Origin of the sequence: Bradyrhizobium sp. WSM2793, from assembly GCF_000379585.1 — a bacterium.
Classification (GTDB): domain Bacteria; phylum Pseudomonadota; class Alphaproteobacteria; order Rhizobiales; family Xanthobacteraceae; genus Bradyrhizobium.
Genome location: NZ_KB902769.1, coordinates 69422 through 90000, shown reverse-complemented (window position 1 = coordinate 90000; position 20579 = coordinate 69422). Strand labels below are relative to the sequence as shown.

General features: G+C 64.7%; 21 protein-coding genes (1 of these 21 cut by a window edge). 10 read left to right on the top strand and 11 right to left on the bottom strand.

The genetic code is table 11. The annotated features are described in order from the left end of the window. From A3AS_RS0103575 to A3AS_RS0103555, 5 genes are all read right to left on the bottom strand, one after another. Positions 1 to 115 carry the beginning of a TRAP transporter substrate-binding protein gene (locus A3AS_RS0103575; RefSeq protein WP_018316235.1) on the bottom strand. It extends 974 nt beyond the left edge of the window, so only the first 115 of its 1089 coding nucleotides appear in the window; it begins with the start codon at positions 113 to 115; its stop codon lies beyond the left edge, outside the window. A 181-nt stretch (positions 116 to 296) separates the two neighbouring features. Beyond that, positions 297 to 1610, bottom strand: coding sequence for an NAD(P)H-dependent oxidoreductase (locus A3AS_RS0103570; RefSeq protein WP_018316234.1), 1314 nt, complete (start codon positions 1608 to 1610; stop codon positions 297 to 299). Between the two features lie 163 nt (positions 1611 to 1773). Further along, positions 1774 to 2574 (bottom strand): phytanoyl-CoA dioxygenase family protein, encoded by an 801-nt coding sequence (locus A3AS_RS0103565; RefSeq protein ID WP_018316233.1) that lies wholly within the window; start codon positions 2572 to 2574, stop codon positions 1774 to 1776. Positions 2575 to 2701: 127 nt separating this feature from the next. After that, positions 2702 to 3379, bottom strand: coding sequence for a GntR family transcriptional regulator (locus tag A3AS_RS0103560; protein ID WP_018316232.1), 678 nt, complete (start codon positions 3377 to 3379; stop codon positions 2702 to 2704). A gap of 179 nt (positions 3380 to 3558) precedes the next feature. Further along, positions 3559 to 4428 carry a sigma-70 family RNA polymerase sigma factor gene (locus A3AS_RS0103555; RefSeq protein WP_018316231.1) on the bottom strand — a complete coding sequence of 290 codons (870 nt, stop codon included), beginning with the start codon at positions 4426 to 4428 and terminating at the stop codon, positions 3559 to 3561. Between the two features lie 99 nt (positions 4429 to 4527). Between A3AS_RS0103555 and A3AS_RS0103550 the strand changes: the two genes are divergently transcribed. Next, entirely contained in the window at positions 4528 to 4983 is a 456-nt protein-coding gene (locus A3AS_RS0103550; protein WP_026201631.1) for a carboxymuconolactone decarboxylase family protein, read from the top strand. 51 nt (positions 4984 to 5034) lie between these two features. Here A3AS_RS0103550 and A3AS_RS0103545 read toward each other — a convergent pair whose 3' ends face one another. Then, positions 5035 to 5847, bottom strand: coding sequence for an alpha/beta fold hydrolase (locus tag A3AS_RS0103545; RefSeq protein ID WP_018316229.1), 813 nt, complete (start codon positions 5845 to 5847; stop codon positions 5035 to 5037). A 2-nt stretch (positions 5848 to 5849) separates the two neighbouring features. Then, positions 5850 to 6668 carry an alpha/beta fold hydrolase gene (locus A3AS_RS0103540; RefSeq protein WP_018316228.1) on the bottom strand — a complete coding sequence of 273 codons (819 nt, stop codon included), beginning with the start codon at positions 6666 to 6668 and terminating at the stop codon, positions 5850 to 5852. A 137-nt stretch (positions 6669 to 6805) separates the two neighbouring features. On the opposite strand from A3AS_RS0103540, the gene A3AS_RS0103535 reads away from it, so the two are divergent. After that, complete coding sequence (locus tag A3AS_RS0103535) at positions 6806 to 7348, top strand: methylated-DNA--[protein]-cysteine S-methyltransferase (protein ID WP_026201630.1); 543 nt, start codon at positions 6806 to 6808, stop codon at positions 7346 to 7348. A gap of 118 nt (positions 7349 to 7466) precedes the next feature. Here A3AS_RS0103535 and A3AS_RS0103530 read toward each other — a convergent pair whose 3' ends face one another. Together A3AS_RS0103530 and A3AS_RS0103525 are read right to left on the bottom strand one after the other, a co-directional pair. Next, positions 7467 to 9011: an acyl-CoA synthetase gene (locus A3AS_RS0103530; RefSeq protein ID WP_018316226.1), complete on the bottom strand. Its 1545-nt coding sequence runs from the start codon at positions 9009 to 9011 to the stop codon at positions 7467 to 7469. 117 nt (positions 9012 to 9128) lie between these two features. Further along, the gene (locus tag A3AS_RS0103525; protein ID WP_018316225.1) at positions 9129 to 10301 is read right to left on the bottom strand and encodes an acetyl-CoA C-acetyltransferase; all 1173 of its coding nucleotides are present in this window, start codon (positions 10299 to 10301) and stop codon (positions 9129 to 9131) included. A gap of 150 nt (positions 10302 to 10451) precedes the next feature. Between A3AS_RS0103525 and A3AS_RS0103520 the strand changes: the two genes are divergently transcribed. From A3AS_RS0103520 to A3AS_RS0103485, 8 genes are all read left to right on the top strand, one after another. Further along, on the top strand, positions 10452 to 11111 hold the full coding sequence (locus A3AS_RS0103520) for a TetR family transcriptional regulator (protein WP_198293677.1): 660 nt from the start codon (positions 10452 to 10454) through the stop codon (positions 11109 to 11111). A 55-nt stretch (positions 11112 to 11166) separates the two neighbouring features. Beyond that, positions 11167 to 11925, top strand: a complete 759-nt coding sequence (locus A3AS_RS0103515; RefSeq protein ID WP_018316223.1) for an SDR family NAD(P)-dependent oxidoreductase — start codon at positions 11167 to 11169, stop codon at positions 11923 to 11925. 197 nt (positions 11926 to 12122) lie between these two features. Further along, positions 12123 to 12929, top strand: coding sequence for an enoyl-CoA hydratase/isomerase family protein (locus A3AS_RS0103510; RefSeq protein ID WP_018316222.1), 807 nt, complete (start codon positions 12123 to 12125; stop codon positions 12927 to 12929). 43 nt (positions 12930 to 12972) lie between these two features. Next, positions 12973 to 14844, top strand: a complete 1872-nt coding sequence (locus tag A3AS_RS0103505; RefSeq protein WP_018316221.1) for an AMP-binding protein — start codon at positions 12973 to 12975, stop codon at positions 14842 to 14844. A gap of 27 nt (positions 14845 to 14871) precedes the next feature. After that, on the top strand, positions 14872 to 15999 hold the full coding sequence (locus A3AS_RS0103500) for an acyl-CoA dehydrogenase family protein (RefSeq protein ID WP_018316220.1): 1128 nt from the start codon (positions 14872 to 14874) through the stop codon (positions 15997 to 15999). A 141-nt stretch (positions 16000 to 16140) separates the two neighbouring features. Continuing rightward, on the top strand, positions 16141 to 17385 hold the full coding sequence (locus tag A3AS_RS0103495; protein ID WP_018316219.1) for an acyl-CoA dehydrogenase: 1245 nt from the start codon (positions 16141 to 16143) through the stop codon (positions 17383 to 17385). 119 nt (positions 17386 to 17504) lie between these two features. Beyond that, positions 17505 to 18749, top strand: coding sequence for an acyl-CoA dehydrogenase (locus A3AS_RS0103490; RefSeq protein ID WP_018316218.1), 1245 nt, complete (start codon positions 17505 to 17507; stop codon positions 18747 to 18749). A gap of 137 nt (positions 18750 to 18886) precedes the next feature. Continuing rightward, the gene (locus A3AS_RS0103485) at positions 18887 to 19585 is read left to right on the top strand and encodes a nitroreductase (protein ID WP_018316217.1); all 699 of its coding nucleotides are present in this window, start codon (positions 18887 to 18889) and stop codon (positions 19583 to 19585) included. 100 nt (positions 19586 to 19685) lie between these two features. On the opposite strand, the gene A3AS_RS0103480 is transcribed toward A3AS_RS0103485, so the two are convergent. Together A3AS_RS0103480 and A3AS_RS0103475 are read right to left on the bottom strand one after the other, a co-directional pair. After that, entirely contained in the window at positions 19686 to 20234 is a 549-nt protein-coding gene (locus A3AS_RS0103480) for a sigma-70 family RNA polymerase sigma factor (RefSeq protein ID WP_018316216.1), read from the bottom strand. Then, the gene (locus A3AS_RS0103475) at positions 20234 to 20464 is read right to left on the bottom strand and encodes a NepR family anti-sigma factor (RefSeq protein ID WP_026201628.1); all 231 of its coding nucleotides are present in this window, start codon (positions 20462 to 20464) and stop codon (positions 20234 to 20236) included. The genes A3AS_RS0103480 and A3AS_RS0103475 overlap by 1 nt, the downstream gene beginning before the upstream one ends. Positions 20465 to 20579: the final 115 nt, after the last annotated feature.

Sequence of the window (20579 nt, the reverse complement as noted above, 5' to 3'; positions counted from 1 at the left end):
AGCTCGCAGCTAACCGCCATTTCACCTCGGGCATCGACTGCGCAACGGCCGGCGCGGCAACGGCACTCGCGGCCAGGCCCAGCCCGCCCGCCGTCAGGAATTTACGACGTTCCATGTAGTCCCTCCCTGTCCTGTCGAGTCCTCGACGAGGGATCGCGATCTTGTCGTCGCTTTGTCTTCGCCGGTGGCCGACGTTTTATTGCGTCCGAAATTCTATGTTCCCGGATCGAGGTGCAGGATGACCAAAGGGGGATCGCAAATCAAGCGCACTTTGGTTGAGCTTGCGGTGGCGCCGCTCAATGCTGCGCTGCGAACGCGGCCTCCATCGCCTTGCGCGTCTTCACCGTCTCGTTGCCGGCGTCGAACTCGACGTCGCTCCAGCGCACCACCGCGCCGTGCGCGACGTCGTGCTTCAGCTTCAGGCGGTGGGCGAGGCCAATCGGCAGCGCGCCGGCCTTGAGGCTCGCGGCCGCCGGTACCAGCTTGCCCCACACCGTATAGCCGCCTTCGCCGTCGAGCATCTCGCCCGCGCGCAGATTGCGCTTGGCCACTGCCGCAACGTCGCCGCGGAAGCCGCTGGCCTGGCCGGTCGGCTCGCCCCGCAGCGCCGCCGACAGCACCGAGATGTTCAGCTCGAGCCCGATCAGATGATACGGCTTGTACATCGCAGCATAGCGTCCGCTGCCGTCGGTCTTGAGGCCGTATTGCCTGAAGCAGTCAGCGGCATAGTCGTTCGGCGCCTCCAGCACGACATAGACGCCCCAGCGCAGGTCGCGAAAAACCGGCCTTCCGTCGCGTTCGAGCGAGGAGACGACCTCGACCACGCCCGGCCGCTCCAGCACGCCGCCATGCGAGCGCGGCCGCATGATGTGCGGCAGATCGTCGACGCCGCAGGGCGGAAACAGCAGGCCGTCCGTGGGCACGTCGAGGGCGCAGGCGTTGGCGATCGCGGCCATCTCGATCGCCGATTTGGTGCCGTCGAGGAAGGAGTTGAACATCTGCGGATTCATGCCGGCCGACTGCGCTTCGCCTGCGGTCAGGCCGTAATGCTGCCAGACGCCGTCAGGCGTCACGTCGTGATAGGCCGGCAGATATTTTGTGCCTTTACCGGCGGCGACGACGCGGAAGCCGGTGGCGCGGGCCCAGTCGACCATCTCGGCGGTCAGCGCCGGCTGGTCGCCATAGGCGAGCGAATAGACCACGCCCGCTTTGCGCGCTTCCTCGGCGAGCAGCGGACCTGCCAGCACGTCGGCCTCGACATTCACCATCACGATATGCTTGCCCGCCGCGATCGCGGCGCGCGCATGCCTGATCCCGACGGCGGGATTTCCGGTCGCCTCCACAACCACGTCCATGGCGCCGCCGGCGATGGCGCGCGCGCCGTCATCGGTGAAGACGGTTGCGGCGATCCGCTCGGCGCTCCAGCCGACGGTGCGGCAGGCCTCGCGCGCGCGGTCGCGGTCGATGTCGACGATGATGGGCACCTCCAACCCCGGCGTATGCGGCACCTGCGCCAGAAACATCGAGCCGAACTTGCCTGCGCCGATCAATGCGACCCGGACCGGCTTGCCGGCGGACGCGCGGGCCTGGAGGAGGCGGAAGAGGTTCATGGGGGATTGTCCTGGTAATGGTCGTGTCCCGGACGCGGTGCAGCACGTAGTGCTGCTGCGCAGAGCCGGGATCCAGAAAGGAAACTATCAGCGCGGCATGGGCCCCGGCTCAGCAGCGCATCGCTGAAGGAGCGCTGCGCTGCGTCCGGGGCGCGAGACCTACTTACTCCGCCGCCTGCCGCGGCGCACGGGCAAGCCGCAGCAGCGCGTCGTCGTCCACCGTCTTGATCGGGGCGAAGTCGCGATGTGCGATGTAGTCCGGCCGCGTCGGGCTGCGGATGTAGTTCGAGACCGCGTTCAGCGTCAGGTACACGATCTTGCGCGGGAAGGGCGTGATGTTGCCGGCCGAGCCGTGCACGAGATTGCCGTGGAACATCAGCATGCCGCCTGGCTTGCCGGTCGGCGCCACGATGCCGCCCTGCGCGACGAGGCGCGTCACCGTCGCCTCGTCCAGCGTCCACAGCGGATAGGAGGTGGTGGCGAGGTCGTGCGAGGCTTCGAGATCGCCGGCGTTCTGGCTGCGCGGCACCAACATCAGAGGCCCGTTGATCGGCATCACCTCGTCGAGGAAGATCGCGATATTCATGGCCCGCGGCTCCGGCATGCCGTCGTCGCGCTTCCAGGTGCCGTAATCCTGGTGCCATTGCCAGACATCGCCGGTGAAGGCCGATTTCGCGTTGATCTTGAACTGGTGCATGTAGACGGGCTCGCCGAACAGCTGCTCGACCGGGTCGATCATGCGTGGATGCGCGCCGAGGAGGCCGAACGCCTCGTTGTAAAGATGGGCGGCAAACGCCGTGCGGGGCGCGCCGCTCTTCTCGCGCCAGACTTCGGGACGGTTGGCGTCGTAGATGCCGACCGCCTCGCGCGCCAGCAGATCGACCTCCTCCTGATTGAACAGCTCGGGCAGGAACAGCCAGCCCTCGCGGTGGAAGAACTCCAATTGCTCTTGAGACAGTTTCATGGGTCGTTTCCTCCTGTTTTGTTTATTTGTCGTTTCGTCGTTCCGGGGCGGTCCGCAGGACCGAACTCCGTTGCGCACTTGCGCACCGTAGTCGCGCGTCGCGCGTCCGGAATGACAGCGCAAATCGCTACGCCGCCGCTTCCTCCGTCGCCCTCAATCTCTCCTCAGTCATCCGTCCCGCCGTCTGCGCATGCGCCAGCGCAGCGGCTTCGGCGGCCTTCGCGTCGCCCGCGAGAATGTGTCCGGCAATATCAGCGTGCTCGGCCCAGGCGCTGCCGCGGTAGTCGAGCTCCGACAGCACCGTCGCCATCGAACGCCGCATATGCGGCCATTGCGGCGCGATCGTCTCCTCGATCACGGGATTGCCGGCGAGCTGATAGATCGCGCGGTGAAAATCCACGTCGAGCACGATCAGTTCAGTGAGTGTCGTGTTGCGGTCGATGCCGCGCCCCGCGGCGAACGCAGCCTCCAGCCGCGCGCGTCCTGCCGCGTCGCTGGCGGCGCGCTTCGCCGCAAGCCGCGCGGCCAGCGCGTCGATCGCGCCGCGCACCTCGTAGAGCTGGCGGATGTGCGCGGGATCGAGCTGGGTGACCTCGAAGCCGCGCTTGCCGCTCTCGGCGACGAGGCCCTGGCGGTGCAGCAGGTGCAGCGCATGCGAGACAGGCTGGCGCGACACGCCAAGCTTGTCGGCGAGCTCGTTCTGCCGGATGCGCTGGCCGGGCTCAAGCGTGCGGTCGGAGATCGCCTCAAGGATGCGGGCATAGACCTGATCGATCAGGTTTGGGAGCGGGTCGAGAGGGATCACGCCGGCAGCTCCTGCGAGGGAATACGGAATTCCGTATTCGAAGGTATCGCGGGAGGGGGAGGGCGTCAAGACCGGCTGCGCGCCCGCGCCCAGGGCGCCCGCGCGGCTTCGCTAAGTCATTGATATCGCTATACCCGTCTACTGTGCATGGGGTTGTTTTCGCGGAAAAAACCTCCGCCTCAACCCTCCAGCACCTCCACCTCCAGTGCGGCGATCCTTTCCGCATCGGCCAGCGCCTCGATTCCGGCAATGCGTTCGCCCTTGAACGTCACGCGCAGCGCGATGCGCAGCTGGCCACCGAGGATGACGGCAACGCCGATCTCGCCGTCGACCAGTGCCGTCCGCGCGGCCTGGGCGCGGCCCTTGTAAAGCTGTGCGACCGCATCCGCGCCCCGGATCTCCGGCAGCGTGCCGAGCCGCACCGCGGCCTGATCGGCGCGGAAGACGACGTCGGGGTCGAGCACGGCGAGCAGCCCCTCGAAATTGCCTTCGCGCGACGCTTTGAGGAAGGCATCAACGATTCCGCGCTGGCGCGACAGGTCGGTCTCGGGCACCGGCGCCCCCTGCACGCGCCGCCGCGCCCGGCTCGCGAGTTGCCGCGATGCGTCGACCGAGCGGCCGACGATCGGCGCGATCTCCTCGAAGGGCACTGCGAACATGTCGTGCAGCACGAAGGCGAGCCGCTCCGCCGGCTGCAAGGTCTCGAGCACGACGAGCAGCGCCGCGCCGACGGAATCGGCCATCTCCGCCTCGCGCTCCCGCGTCTCGTCGAGCGGCTCGGGCACATGCGGGCCCATCGGCTCTTCCTTGCGCGACTTCCGTGCGCGCAGCATGTCGAGGCAGATGCGCGCGACCACGGTCGTCAACCAGCCGCGCAAATTCGCAACATCGGACATGTCGTAGCGGCTGACCCGCAGCCAGGCCTCCTGCACGGCATCGTCGACCTCGGCGCCGGAGCCAAGCATGCGGTAGGCGACCGCGCGCAAATGGTCCCGGCTCGCTTCAAACTGGTGGCTGAGAAAATCGTCTTCGAAGTTTTTTTCGGTCATCGGTCACATTCCCTCGTCGCGATCCGTCATGCCCATGACGAAGCCAATCCGGCCGATGTGACCGGAACCTTCGACATTCGAGCGATGGAGACGAAAAAGATGCACGCCCGCATGAATCACCCTGTCATGGTCCTCCCCGAGGCCATGAATGTCCTGCAATCCCTCGGCAATCTGACCAAGCAGGGGCTGCCGGAAAAGCTCCTGGAACTGGTGCACCTCCGCGCCAGCCAGATCAACGGTTGCAGTGTCTGCGTCGACATGCACCCCAAGGTCGCCCGCAAGCTCGGTGAGACCGACGAGCGCCTGTTCGCCGTGTCCGCCTGGCGCGATGCGCCCTATTTCACCGACGCCGAGCGCGCCGCGCTGGCGCTGACCGAGGCCGTCACGCGCCTCGCCGACCGCGAGGATCCGGTGCCCGACGCGATCTGGAACGAGGCCTCCAAGCACTTTGACGAACGCGAGCTCGCAACGTTGATCCTGTCGATCGCGACCATCAATGTCTGGAACCGGCTGAATGCAACGATCAAGATGCCGGTCGGCGTGTGGAAGGTGTGAGGTCTCTTTCCCTCGCCTCTCCCCGCTTGCGGGGAGAGGCGACGAGAGCACCTACTCCGCCAAGAACCGGCTCACCACCTCGCCGAACTCCAGTGGCGCCTGCTCGAACATCCAGTGGCCGGCGTTCGGAATGACTGCCGTTTGCGCGCCCGCGATGTGCGCGGCCAGCACGCGCCACATCACCGACAGGCTTCCCGTCGTCGCGCCGCCGCCGATCAGCAGCGTCGGCGTGCGGATCGCCTGCGCATCGCTGAGCGTGTAGGGCCGGCGCTGCTCGTTGATCTGGCCAAGGAAGGTGAGCGCGTTGTCGCGCAGCTGCTGCTTGGCCGCCGCGGGCACGCGCCGCCACGAGCCGTCACCCTCGATGCCCTCGTAGAAATTCTGCAGCGCGCCCTCGATATCGCCGGCGCGGATCATCTCGACCGAGCGCGCGGTGCGCGCCGCGAGCGGCGGATGCGCGGGCGTGCCTTCCGGCACCGGCAGGGATGTGTCGAGATCGCCGCCCGGCTCGGCCAGCACCAGTTTTCGCAGCAGATCAGGCCGGGCCTGCGCCACGCGGAAGGAAATGTGGCCGCCGCGCGAATGGCCCATCAGGTCGATCGGTGCGGGCGTCACCTGCTCGATGAAAGCGATCGTGTCGGCAACGTGCTGCGCCATCTTGTAGTCGTCGCCGACGGCATCCCAATGTTCGGGGAAGAAATGCCGCAGGCTGACCGAGATCACGCGATGGGATTTCGAGAGCGGGCCGAGCACCGAATACCAGGTCCGGAAATCCCCTAACGTGCCATGCACGCAGACCAGCGGATGGCCCTCTCCGACTTCGAGATAGGCCATGTCGTAACCGTTGACGCGGAATGTCTGCATGATCAGCTCGCCAGGAAGTCGAGAACCACTTCGGAGTATTTCTGCGGCGCCTGCTCGAACATCGGATGCGTCGCGTTCGGGATGATCGCGGTCTTGGAATAGGGCACATGCGCAGCGAGCGCATGCAGTACTTTTGGCAGTAGGCCTTTGGTTCGCGCTCCCAGGACGAATAGCGTCGGCATCTTGATCGCCTCCGCATCCGCCTTGGAGAACGGCGGACGGTTGTCGCGGACCTGGCCGATCAGGGTGGTGGCGTTGTCGCGAAGGTTCTGCTTCACCAGGGCTGGCAGCCGCGGCCAGGTGCCGGCGCCTTCCAGCGTGTCGACGAACACGGCAAGGCCGCCGTCGACGTCGCCGGCCGCGATCTTCTCGGCCGAGGCCGTGAACCGCGCCAGGAGCGGCGAGGGCCCGCCGACATAGTCGGGATCGAGGCTCGCATCGAGTTCGCCGCCGGGTTCGGCGAGGATCAGCCGCCGCAACAGATCCGGCCGCCGCTGCGCCACGCGGAAGCAGATGTGCCCGCCGCGGGAATGGCCCATCAGGTCGACGGGCCCGAGGTCGAGCTCCTCGATGAAGGCAATAACGTCGTCGACATGCTGGGCGATCGAGTAGGTGTCGCCGATGCCGTCCCATCGCGCCGGGAAGAAGTGCCGCAGGCTGACCGCGATCACCCGGTGCCGTTGCGACAGCGGGCCGAGGACGCAGCCCCAGACCCGGAAGTCGTTGAGCGAGCCGTGCACGCAGACCAGCGGCGGCCGGCCGCTGTCCTCGCCCACGTCGAGATAGGGCATGTCGTATCCGTTGACGTGGAGGCTTTGCATTCCGGGCTCGCGAAGGGATTGGAACTCCTGTGCAAGATTCCCGGAAACCGGGTGGATCGCAACTATTTCCAAGCCTAGATTTGGTCCGAGATCACATTGGGGGCATGCGACGGCAACGCAAGCTCAGGAACCAAGCCATGACCGACCAGCACTTTGCCTTGTTCGATACCAGGATCGGCCTCTGCGCAATCGCCTGGGGCCCGCGCGGCATCAACGGCACGCAATTGCCGATGGGCGGCGAGCAGAAGATCCGCACCCGCATCAGCCAGCGCCACGGCGATGCCCTTGAGACCGAGCCGACCGCCGAGGTGCAGCAGGCGATCGACCGCATGACAAAACTGCTCGCAGGCGAGCCGGATGACCTCACCGATATCGAGCTCGATCTCGACGGCGTGCCCGAGTTCAACCGCGGCGTCTACGCGATCGCCCGTGCCATCCCGCCCGGCAAGACCATCACCTATGGCGACATCGCCAAGCAGCTCGGCGGCGTCCAGCTCTCGCGCGACGTCGGCCAGGCGCTCGGCCACAATCCGTGCCCGATCGTGGTGCCCTGCCATCGCGTGCTGGCTGCCGGCAACAAGCCCGGCGGCTTCTCGGCGAATGGCGGCGTGGTGACGAAGCTGAAGATGCTCGAGATCGAAGGCGCGCTGGTGAACCATACGCCGAGTTTGTTCGATTGAGGCGGCTTGCACCCGTGCCGTAGGGTGGGCAAAGCGGAGCGTGCCCACCGTCTCGTCGTAACATAGAGACGTCGTGGGCACGGCGCTTCGCGCCTTTGCCCACCCTACGAGACCTCCGCTAGATCTTCGCCGCCGTCTTCGGCCAATATTTGTCGCGCAAATGCCGCTTCACCAGCTTGCCCGTGGGCGTGCGCGGCAGCTCGGCTTCGAAATCGATCGAGCGCGGGCACTTGATGGCAGAGAGGCGGCCCTTGCAGTAGGCGATCAAATCGGCCTCGAGCGCCTTGCCGGCACGCTTCATGTCGTGCGGCTGCACCACCGCCTTCACCTCTTCGCCCATCTCCTCGTTCGGGACGCCGAACACCGCAACGTCGGCGACCTCGGGGTGGGTGATCAGCACATCCTCGGTCTCCTGCGGGTAGATGTTCACGCCGCCGGAGATGATCATGTAGGACTTGCGGTCGGTGAGGAACAGGAAGCCGTCCTTGTCGAGATAGCCGACGTCGCCGAGCGTCGACCAGCCCTTGGCGTTGTAGGCTTTCTTCGTCTTCTCGGGGTCGTTGTGATAGGTGAACGCCGGAGCGTCGGCGAAATAGACCGTGCCGATCTCGCCCGTCGGCTGCTCTTCGTCGTTCTCGTCGAGAATCTTGATCTTGCCGACCACGGCGCGACCGACGCTGCCGCGATGCGCCAGCCATTCTTTCGAGCTGCAGACGGTGACGCCATTGCCTTCCGAGCCCGCGTAATATTCGATCAGGATCGGCCCCCACCATTCGATCATCCTGGCCTTTACGTCGACCGGGCAGGGCGCCGCGGCGTGGATGGCGCCCTTGAGCGTGGAGACGTTGTACTTCGCGCGGATCTCGTCCGGCAGCTTCAGCATGCGCACGAACATGGTCGGCACGAGCTGCGACTGCGTCACCTTGTATTTCTCGACCAGCGTCAGGAATTCCTCGGCGTCGAAATGCTCCATGATGATGGAGGTGCCGCCGAGCACGATCGCCATCATGTTGAAGCGCAAGGGAGCTGCGTGATAGAGCGGCGCCGGTGACAAATAGGTGCTTTCGGTGTTCATGCCGCACATGTCGGCGCAGAGCACCTTCAGAAGCGGATTCGGCATATCGATGGCTTTGCCTTCAAACGCCTTCTTGACGCCCTTGGGCCGGCCGGTGGTGCCGGACGAATACAGCATGTCATAGCCGGCGATCTCGTCGGCAATCGGTGTGATTGGCTGACTTGCTGCTTCCTCGTCGTAGGAGCGGAAGCCGGGCAGCGGCTCGTCCATCATGTAGAAGATCGGCTCGCCGGCGGCGCCCTTGATCAGGCCCTTGATCTGGTCGGCGCATTTCGGCGTCGTGATCACGACCTTGGCGCCGCAATCGGCGATGATGTAGTCGATCTCGTCCTGCTTCAAATAGCGGCTGATCGCTGTGTAGTAGAGCCCGCTCCGCTGCGCGGCCCAGCAGAGCTCCATGAAGGCGAGGCGGTTCTCCATCAGCAGCGCGACGTGGTCGCCGGCCTTGAGGCCGAGCGAGCGGAACAAATGCGCGCCCTGGTTCGAAAGCTCGTCGAGCTCGCGATAGGTGATCGCCTTGCCGGTGCCGGCCATCTGGTAGGCGATCTTGTCGGGCGTGGTGCGGGCATGGATGGAGGGGTGAGTCATGGCGTTTCCTCAAAACGCGAATGGCGAGTAGCGCGTGGCGAATAGGGGAGAAGGGCAACCGCTCTTCGCCTACTCACCATTCGCTACTCGCCACTCACTACTCGCTTTTGTTTTTTCTTACAGTCGCTCGACAATCGTCACGTTCGCCATGCCGCCGCCTTCGCACATGGTCTGCAGGCCATAGCGCTTGCCGCGCTGGTGCAGGGCGTGAACCAGCGTCGTCATCAGCTTGGTACCGGAGCCGCCGAGCGGATGGCCGAGCGCGATGGCGCCGCCATTGACGTTGAGGCGGTCAGGGTCGGCGCCGGTGGTCTTGAGCCAGCCGGTCGGCACCGAGGCGAAGGCCTCGTTGACCTCGAATAGGTCGATGTCGCCGATCTTCATGCCGGCCTTCTCCAGCGCACGCTTGGTGGCGTGCAGCGGTGCATCCAGCATGATCACGGGATCGCCGCCGGTCATGGTCATGTGGTGGATGCGCGCCAGCGGTGTGACGCCGAGCTGCTTGAGGCCGCGCTCGTTGACCACCATGACGCCCGAGGCGCCGTCGCAAATCTGGCTGGCGCTGGCCGCGGTCAGCTTGCCGTTCTCGGCGATCAGCTTGACGCCCTTGATGCCCTCGAGCGTGGCATCGAAGCGGATGCCCTCGTCGATGTGGTGGGTGTCCTTGGAGCCGTCGGCGCGGGTGATCTCGAGCGGTACGATCTCCTTCTTGAAGTGGCCGGCTTGGGTCGCCGCGATCGCGCGCTGATGGCTGTTATAGGAATATTCGTCCAGATCATCCTTCGACAGGCCGTACTTCTCCGCCATCATCTCCGCGCCGGTGAACTGGCTGAACACAATGTTGGGATATCTCGCCTCGATGCCCGGGCTCTTGTAATGGCCGAAGCCGTTCTTGGCGGCGAGCTGCGAGGACAGGCCCATCGGCACCCGCGTCATCGATTCCACGCCGGCGGCGATCACGACGTCCATGGTGCCGGACATCACGGCTTGCGCGGCGAAGTGCAGCGCCTGCTGCGAGGAGCCACACTGGCGATCGATCGAGGTGCCCGGCACGCTCTCCGGCAGCTTCGAGGCCATGATCGCGTTGCGCGCGACATTGTTGGATTGCTCGCCGACCTGCATCACGCAGCCCATGATCACGTCTTCGACCAGCGCAGGATCGACCTTGGTGCGGTCGACCAGCTCGTCCAGCACTTTTGCGGCGAGATCGGCCGGATGCCAGCCGGCGAGACGGCCCCCCTTGCGCCCGCCCGCGGTACGCGCAGCGGCGACGATGTAAGCCTCGGCCATGTCGGTCTCTCCCTGAATTCTTGATTGGGTCGGTTGTCGGGGCGGATTTAAGGGACGCAAGATCATTTAGTCAATCGATCAATTAATTCTTGTGATGAGGCGCTGCTTGGGCTTATCTGCGCGCCTATCGAGGTGCATTCAGGGATCTCCGTGACTACCAGCGTACCGAACAGGCTCCCCAGCGGAAAAAATTCCACGGCAGAGAAATTGCTCGTGGCCGCGAGCGAGCTGATGATCGAACGCTCCTCGATCGAGATTTCGCTCAGCGACATCGCGCAGAAGTCGGGCGCCAACGCCGCGTTGGTCAAATATCACTTCGGCAACAAGGACGGGCTGCTGCTGGCACTGCTCGCGCGGGATGCCGCGACCGAGATGTCCAATCTCGAATATCTGCTGGCGCAGCCGATCACGGCGACGGCGAAGCTCAAGCTGCATATCGGCGGCATCATCCGCGCCTATCACCGGTTCCCCTATATGAACCGGCTGATCCACTATCTCCTGCATGAGAGCGTCGCCGGCTCCGCGGACGAAGTTTCAAAATTCTTCGTGGCGCCGCTGCTCGACTTTCACCGTCGCCTGCTCGCCGAGGGCGTCAGCCGCGGCGAGTTCCGCCAGACCGATCCGGTGCTGTTCTACACCAGCCTGATCGGCGCCTGCGATCATCTGTTCTTCGGCCGGCACGCGATGTCTCGCGCGACCGGCGTCGGCCCGGTCACCGACGACGTCTGCCGGCAATATATCAAGCACATGGAAACGCTGATCTGCGGCGGCATCCTCACGCAAGCCGAGGAAGCTGCCGCGGCCGGATGATCCGGCCGCAACTCTCAAGTCTAGAGAAGAAACGTCCAAGGAAAGGTAGCCTGTCATGGAATTGAAAGACGTAGCCGTTCTCATCACCGGCGGTGGTTCGGGCCTCGGCGAGGCGACCGCCCGCGCCATGGCGGCCAAGGGCGCCAGGATCGGCGTGATCGACCAAAACAAAGAGAATGCCGAGAAGGTCGCGGCCGAGGTGAAGGGCGTGGCGCTCCATGCCGACGTCACCAGCGAAGAGCAGATCAAGGCCGCGATCGCCAAGGCGGAAGCCGCGCATGGCGTTGCGCGGGTGCTGATGAACTGCGCCGGCATCGGCGGCTCGCAGCGCATCGTCGGCCGCGACGGCGTCTATCCGCTGGAAAAGTTCGCGCGCATCATCAACGTCAATCTGATCGGCACCTTCAACTGCCTGCGGCTGTTCGCCGAGCGCCTCGTCACGATCGAACCCGTCGGTGAAGAGCGTGGCGTCATCATCAACACGGCGTCGGTCGCGGCCTATGAAGGCCAGATCGGCCAGATCGCCTATTCGGCCTCGAAGGGCGGCGTCGTCGGCCTGACCCTGCCGGCCGCGCGCGACCTCGCCAGCCAGAAGATCCGCGTCAACACCATCGCGCCCGGCCTGTTCTTCACGCCGCTGCTGATGGGGCTGAACGAGGAAGCCCGCAAGAGCCTGGGCGCGCAGGTGCCGCATCCCTCGCGCCTCGGCGATGCCAAGGAATACGGCTCGCTCGCGGTGCACATCGTCGAGAACGCGATGCTGAACGGCGAGACCATCCGCCTCGACGGCGCCATCCGTATGGCGCCGAGGTAAGCGGCGCTCTTCTTCCTTCTCCCCCTGTGGGAGAAGGTGGCGCGAAGCGCCGGATGAGAGGTCTCTCTCCCCGATCTCGTCTGCGGAGACAGACCCCTCACCCAAGTGAACTCTAGGCTGACAGCGATCTTGCCCTCTCCCACAAGGGGAGAGGGCGCAATAACCGCCACTCAAAGAGCGGATCCAGGAGCGCCCCCATGTCCCAACCGCTGCTGATCGAGCATGACGACGGCGTCGACCGGGTGACGCTCAATCGGCCGGAACAGCTCAACGCGCTCGATCCGGCGCTGATCGACGCGCTCAACGACTACTTCCAGGGCCTTCAACGCAACCGTGACACGCGTGTCGTGGTGCTGAAGGGCGCCGGCAGGAATTTCTGTGCAGGCCTCGATCTCAAGGCGGCGATGGCCCGCCGTGCCGGGCAACAGGAGCCGCCTGGCGTCACGGAGTCGCTGGACTCGCAGCGCCGCATCGCTGACATCGTGATGCTGATGCGACGTTGTCCGCAGCCGATCCTGACGCTGGTGCAAGGTGCGGCCGCCGGCGGCGGATTTGCGCTGGCGCTGGCTTCCGACATCCGCATCGCGACGAGATCGGCGCGAATGAATTGCGCCTTCATCAAGCTCGGCCTCGGTGGCTGTGACATCGGCACCAGCTATTTCCTGCCGCGGCTGGTCGGCGTATCCGTGGCGTCGGAGCTGATCCTCACGGGGCGCTTCATCGGCGCGGAGCGCGCGCTCGCGGTTGGCCTCGTCTCGGAAGTCGTGGACGAGGACAGGCTCGATGACGCGGCCGAGCCTTATGTCGAGGCGATGATGACGGCCTCGCCCGTGGGCCTGCGGCTATCCAAGGAATGTCTCAACATGAGCGTCGATGCGGGATCGCTGGAGGCGGCGATCGCGATGGAGGATCGCAACCAGGTCCTGTGCAGCCGCTCGGAGGAATTTTCGGAAGGCATCAGGGCCTTCCTTGAGAAGCGAAAGCCTGTCTATATCAAGCGCTGAACGAGAACGATCCGCAAAGGACGATAATTCCGGGAGACGCAAAATGAGTGGAAGCGCGGCGGCCGTGATGACGAAGCCCGCCTTTCGCAAGATCGAGTGGCTCGCGCGCGACATCGACGTCGAGCGTCGCAGCGACGGCACGGTGGTGCTGAAGTCGCGCATTCCGCTGCAGCCTTACGAGAAGCACATCCCGGCCTCGCTGGCGAAATGGGCGAAGGAAGCGCCCGAGCGCATCTGGCTTGCGCAGCGCGGCGGTCCCAATCGCGAATGGCGCAGGGTGTCCTATGGCGAAGCCAAGCGCACTGTGGATGCGTTGACGCAAGGTCTGCTCAACCTCGGACTCGATGGTCGCCCCGTTGCGATCCTCTCCGGCAATTCGATCGAGCATGCGCTGATGACGCAGGCCGCGATGCAGGCGCGCGTCCCGGCAGCGCCGGTGTCGCCGGCTTACTCATTGATGAGCCACGATCACGTCAAGCTGAAATACCTGTTCGACCTGATCAAGCCGGCCGTGGTGATGGTGCAGGACGGCCCGACCTTCGAGAAGGCACTGAAGGCGATCGACCTCGCCGGCGTCACCGTGGTTCACGTCGCGCGGCCATGTGAGGGCATCAAGAGCGTCAGCTTTGCTGAGCTCGCGGCAACTCCGGTGACCGAGGACGTCGAGGAGTCGATCGCGAAGATCACGCCCGACACCGTCGGCAAGCTGCTGTTCACGTCAGGCTCGACCGGCATGCCCAAGGCGGTCATCAACACGCAGAAGATGATGTGCGCCAATGCAGCGATGATGATGCAGGTGCGGCCACGTTCGCCTGATGGCCCTGTTGCGACCATGCTGGACTGGATGCCCTGGAATCACACCATGGGCGGCAACGCGGCATTCCACCCGATCCTGGTCGATGGCGGCACGCTCTATATCGACGACGGCCGGCCGATGCCGGGTCAGTTCGAGGAGACGCTGCGAAACCTGCGCGAGATCTCGCCGACCTATTACGCCAACGTGCCGGCCGGCTATGCCGCGCTCGCGGCCGCCATGGAGAAGGACGACGCGCTCTGCCGCTCCTTTTTCAAGAACCTCTCGATCATGGCCTATGGCGGTGCACGGCTGCCTGACGATCTCTACGACCGCATGCAGGCCCTCGCGGTGAAGACCACCGGCGAGCGTATCGTGTTCTACACCGGCTGGGGCTCGACCGAGACCGCGCCGACCTCGACCGGCACTTATTGGGATACCGAGCGCGTCGGCCTGATCGGCCTGCCATTCCCCGGCGTCGAATTGAAGATGGTGCCGTGCGGCTCGAAATACGAATTGCGGCTGCGCGGCGTCAACGTCACGCCCGGTTATTTCGGCCAGCCGGAGCTGACGAAGCAGATGTTCGACGAGGAAGGCTTTTACTGCATCGGTGATGCCGGCATTTTCGTCGACGATTCCGATCCGGTGAAGGGCATCATCTTTGCAGGTCGCGTGGTCGAAGACTTCAAGCTCACCACCGGCACCTTCGTGCATGTCGGTTCGCTCCGCACCGATACGATCGCAGCTGCGACGCCTGTCGTGCACGATGCGCTGGTCGCGGGGCAGGACCGCCCGTTCATCGGCCTGCTGGCCTGGCCCAATTTGCACGCCTGCCGGCAACTTGTCGGCAATCCCGAGCTGAACTTCGAGGACGCAGTGAAGCATCCTGAAGTGCTCGCCTGCTTCAGGCGCGGGCTGGAAACTCACAACAAGGAGTGCGAGGGCGCCAGCAGCCGCATCATCGCGCGGGCCATGCTGATGGTCGAGCCGCCCTCGATCGACGGCAACGAGCTTACCGACAAGGGCTACATCAATCAGCGCGCCGGCCTCGAGCGCCGCGCCGCAATGGTGGAGCGGCTGTATGCCGACAAGCCGGATCAAGACGTCATCGTTCTCAAGTAATCGACATCATCAACACGGGTACGCGCCATGAACTTCGACTTCTCCGACGACCAGAAGCAGCTCCGCGATCAGGCGCGCAAATTCCTCACGGAAAAATGCTCGCCGAAGGCGGTGCGTGTGGTGCTCGACGGCAAGGCGCCTTACGACAAGGAGCTCTGGAAGGGCCTCGCCGAGATGGGCTTTCTCGGCGTCGCGATCCCCGAGGAGTTCGGCGGCGCGGGCGCCGGTCATCTCGAGCTCTGCGTGATCGCCGAGGAGATGGGCCGCGCGAACGCGCCGGTGCCGTTCTCGTCGACCGTGTATCTCGCCGCCGAAGCGCTGTTGATCGCCGGCAGCGACGCGCAAAAGAAGAAATGGCTGCCGGCCATTGCCTCGGGCGAGGCGATCGGCACGCTGGCGCTGTTCGAGGGCAAGGGCAATCCCGCGCCGAAGAACGTCAAGCTGACGGCTGCGAACGGCGTGCTCAACGGCGTCAAGAAACCGGTCGCCGATGGTGCGATTGCCGACTTCGCCGTGGTTGCTGCGCGCACAGGTTCGAGCGGACGCGACGGTGATATCTCGCTGTTCCTGGTTGATCTCAAAGCCGGCGGCGTCGAGGTGAAAAGCCTCACCAATCTCGATCCGACCCGCGGGCAGGCCGAGATCACCTTCAAAGACTGCAAGGCCGAGCCACTGGGAGCTGCCGGCGAAGGCTGGAGCATCCTCACCCAGGTGCTCGACCGCGCCGCGGTATTGTGTGCGTTCGAGCAGGTCGGCGGCTCCGACCGCGCGCTGGAGATGGGCCGCGACTACGCGCTCGACCGCATCGCCTTCGGTCGCCAGATCGGCTCGTTCCAGGCGGTCAAGCACATGCTCGCCGACATGTATGTTTCGGCGACTCTGGCGCGCTCGAACAGCTATTACGGCGCCTGGGCGCTCTCGACCAACGCGGCTGAATTGCCGGAAGCCGCTGCTGCCGCACGCATCAGCGCGACGCAGGCATTCCAGCACTGCGCCAAGAACAACATCCAGGTTCACGGCGGCATGGGCTTCACCTGGGAGTTCGACTGCCACATGTACTACCGCCGCGCCAACGCCATGGCGCTCGGCCTCGGCAGCCTGTCCTATTGGGAAGACCAGTTGATCGACCGCATGCGCAAGAAGAACGCGGCGTAATTAGGTTCGTAGGGTGGGTTAGTCCTGCGGATGCGCGAAGCGCGATCCGCTGGGCGTAACCCACCACTTCCGTCGACGAGGAAACCAAAGAGGTGGGTTACGCCTTCGGCTAACCCACCCTACGAAGGTAAGAAGACGACCATGAACTTCGACGACACCCCTCAGGAAGCCGAATTTCGCGCCGCCGCCCGCGCCTGGATCGGTGCGAATGCGCCCACGCAATACGAGGAAGAGCTGCGCAAATCCTCGCTCGGCCGCACCGTGCTCAAGAACGCCAACATTCTTGAGGTCGCAAAAGCCTGGCAGAAGAAGAAGGCCGACGCCGGCTGGGCCTGCCTGCACTGGCCGAAAGAGTATGGCGGGCGCGGCGCCTCGCCGATCGAGCGCGTGATCTGGCAGCAGGAAGAAGGGCCGTACGGCCAGTTGTCCCGCATGTTCATCATCGGCCACGGCATGTGCGGGCCGACCATGATGGCGTTCGCGCGCGAGGAGCATAAGCGCACCTATCTGCCGCCGCTCGCTTCCGGCGAGAAGGTCTGGTGTCAGCTGTTCTCCGAGCCCGCCGGCGGCTCCGACGTCGCGGGCCTGCGCACGCGCGCCGAGAAGGACGGCGACGACTGGGTCATCAACGGGCAGAAGATCTGGACCTCGGGCGCGCATTATTCCGACTACGGCATCCTGCTGACGCGGACCGATCCCACCGTGCCCAAGCACAAGGGCCTCACCATGTTCTTCCTGGACATGAAGAGCCCCGGCGTCGAGGTGCGGCCGATCAAGCAGGCCAGCGGCGCCTCCGACTTCAACGAGGTCTATTTCACCAATGTCCGCATTCCCGATCATCAGCGCCTCGGCGAGGTCGGTGACGGCTGGAACGTCTCGCTGACCACGCTGATGAATGAGCGCAGCGCGATCGGCGCGGCCGTCTCGACCGGCTTTCCTGAGTTGTTCGAGTACTGTTCCAGCCTGATGCTCGACGATGGTCCGGCGATCGAGGATCGCGCGGTGCGCTCGAAATTGGCGAACTGGGCGGTGAAGGCGAGCGGGCTGAAATACACCAGCATGCGCGCGATCTCGGCGCTGTCGAAAGGCGAGCGGCCGGGGCCGGAGAATTCGATCGGCAAGCTGGTGGCGGGCTCGATGATCCAGGACGTTGCGACCTACGCGCTGGATTTGCAGGGTGCGAGCGGCGTCGTCAGCGGCGAGGATGGCGAGCTCGCCGGCCGTTTCCAGGCGATGCTGCTGCGCGCGCCCGGCACCCGTGTCGAAGGCGGCACCGACGAGATCATGCGCAACATCATCGCCGAGCGGGTGCTGGGCCTGCCCGGTGATATCCGTGTCGACAAGGACGTGCCGTTCAACAAGATCCCGACGAAGGGAAGAGGCTAGAATCGTAGGGTAGGCAAAGGCGCGGCACGCGCCGTGCCCAAGAAGTCTATCGAGAGAAGGTGGTGGGCACGCTTCGCTTTGCCCACCCTACGCACTGATCAAGGATCGAGAGGGCCGTTATGAATTTCGACGACACCCCGCAGGAAGCCGCATTCCGCCAGACCGCGCGCCAATGGGTCGAGGCCAATGCGCCGAAGGAGCTGCACGCCGAGCTTTCAAAATCCTCGCTCGGCCGCATTCGGCTTGCCAAGCAAGATATCGTCGAGGTCGGCAAAGCCTGGCAGAAGAAGAAGTTCGAGGGCAATTGGGCCTGCCTGCACTGGCCGAAGGAATATGGCGGCCGTGGCGCGACGCCGATCGAGAAGGTGATCTGGCAGCAGGAGGAGGGTGTCTACGGCAAGCTGACGCAGCCGTTCCAGATCGGCGAAGGCATGTGCGGCCCGACCGTGATGGCCTTCGGCAGCGACGACGCCAAGCGCCGCTATCTGCCGAAGCTGGCTTCGGGCGAGGAGATCTGGTGCCAGCTGTTCTCCGAGCCGTCTGCCGGCTCGGACGTCGCCGGCTTGCGCACCCGCGCGGAGAAGAAGGGCGACAATTGGGTCGTCAACGGCCAGAAGATCTGGACCTCTGGCGCGCATTACTCCGACTACGGTCTCCTGATCGCGCGGACCGATCCGAACGTGCCCAAGCACAAGGGCCTCACCATGTTCTTCCTGGACATGAAGAGCCCCGGCGTCGAGGTTCGTCCGATCAGGCAGGCCAATGGCATGCAGGAGTTCAACGAGGTCTATTTCACCGACGTCGTCATCCCCGACAGCCAGCGGTTAGGGGCCGTCGGCGAGGGCTGGAGCGTCTCGCTGACCACGCTGATGAACGAGCGCATGTCGATCGGCTCGCGCCTTGCGACCGGCGTGCCTGAGATGTTCGAGCTCTGCTCCAATCTGATGCTGGAAGATGGCCTCGCGATCGACGATCCCGCGGTGCGCTCGAAGCTGGCGAGCTGGGCGGCGAAGTCGAGCGGGCTGAAATACACCAGCTATCGCACGATCTCGGCGCTGTCGAAGGGCGAGCGGCCGGGCCCGGAGAACTCGATCGGCAAGCTGGTGTCAGGCATGATGCTGCAGGACATCGCGACCTACGCCATGGACCTCCAGGGTGCGGCCGGTGTTCTCACCGGCAACGACGAGGAGACGGTGCAGGGCCAGTTCCAGCAGATGCTGCTGTCCTCGCCCTCGATGCGCATCGCCGGCGGCACCGACGAGATCCTGCGCAACATCATCGCCGAGCGCGTGCTGGGCCTGCCCGGCGACATCCGCGTCGACAAGGACGTGCCGTATAACAAGATCCCGACCAAGGGGCGATGATCTCACCTCTCGCTGTATCTCGTAGGGTGGGCAAAGCGAAGCGTGCCCACCATATGCAGATGCTCCGGAGCAAGCCTGTCGGGGGGCACGGCGCGATGCGCCTTTGCCCACCCTACGAGAAGAGCGCGAGCTGAACCATGGACGCTACAGTCAAACAGAACGATCGCATCGGCGTGCTCGAAGAGCTGCTCAACGAGCGCTACTCCGTCCGCGCCTTCCTTCCCAAAGAGGTCGACCGCGCGACCATCGAGCATGTGCTGACCACCGCGCAGCGCACCGCGTCCTGGTGCAACAGCCAGCCCTGGCAGGTGATCATCGCCAGCGGCGAGGCCAAGGAGCGCTTCCGGAAGCTGATCTACACGGAGGCCTCAGGCGGTCTCGGCGACGATTACGATTTCACCCCGCCGCGCGAATATGTCGGTGTTTATCTCGAACGCCGCCGCGAAAGCGGCTTTCAGCTCTACAACACGCTCGGCATCGCCCGCGGCGACAGAGGCGCCTACGCCATGCAGGCGCTGGAGAACTACAATTTCTTCGGCGCGCCGCATGTCGCCATCATTCACACCAACGAGCCTCTCGGCATTTACGGTGCGATCGATTGCGGCGCCTATGTCTCCAATTTCATGCTGGCTGCGCAGGCACTCGGGCTCGGCACGATTCCGCAGGCGGCGCTCGCGCGGCATTCCGGGCTGATCCGCCGCCACTTCAATCTGCCCGACGATCGCCGCGTCGTCTGCGGCATTTCGTTCGGCTATGCCGACGACGCTCACAAGGTCAACAGCTACCGCACCTCGCGCGCCAGCGTGGCCGAGACCGTGACCTTCGCGGACGAGTGATCAAGCGGCGTAGCTTCCGCTATCGCTGTCGGACGCGCGCGAAGACGGCCGTGAGAACGGCCGCCTTCATCTTCATCTACGTCCTTGAGGACGCCGGCCGTCAGCCGCCGCTGCCGCCGATCACGGCCCGCACGGTCTCGTCCGGGCCAAAATCCTCGGCGCCATCGACATAGAGCAGCGCGGCGAGCTTCGAGCGCGCGCGGTTGACGCGGCTCTTGATCGTGCCGACTGCACAGCCGCAGATCGAGGCCGCGTCTTCGTAGGAGAAGCCGGAGGCGCCGACCAGAATCAGCGCTTCACGCTGGTCCTGCGGAAGCTTGTCGAGCGCCGTGCGAAACTCCTCGAACTCGAGATGCGCGTTCTGCGACGGCTGTGTCTTCAGCGTCTTGGCGTAGTTGCCTTCGGCATCCTCGACCTCGCGCCGCCGCTTGCGATAGTCGGAGCGGAAAAGGTTGCGCAGGATCGTGAACAGCCATGCCGGCAGATTGGAGCCAGGCTGGAACGAGTCGATGTTGGCGAGCGCGCGGAGCAGCGTCTCCTGGACCAAATCATCGGCGCGGTCCGCATTGCCGCTGAGCGAAATGGCGAACGCGCGCAGACTGGGCACGGCCGCCAGGATGTCGTTACGCAGGGAGTCCGTGAGAGGCATTAATCCCTCCCATTGTTGTCGTTGGATCCGCCTTCATGTCCCACGTGGGGTGTCGCTCCCGGCGCATCAAGCTTCTTGATCAGTTCGGCGAACCGATCTGGAACCCCTTGTCGCACCACATCATCATACATGGCGCGCAACTGGTGCCCGATCCGGGATTGAATCTCCGGAGTGAGGCCTCCCTTGCCGGGGGTCGTGCTTCTGCTGGCTTGAGACTTGAGATCTTTCATGACCTGTTCCACGTTTCCCCGAGTTAAGTGACTGTAAAATCGAGAGGTTTTCTCAACCGGGAGCCGTTCCCTGGATAGGCTCAATTCCAGGTTCGATAAAAAGTTCCCGCTCAGA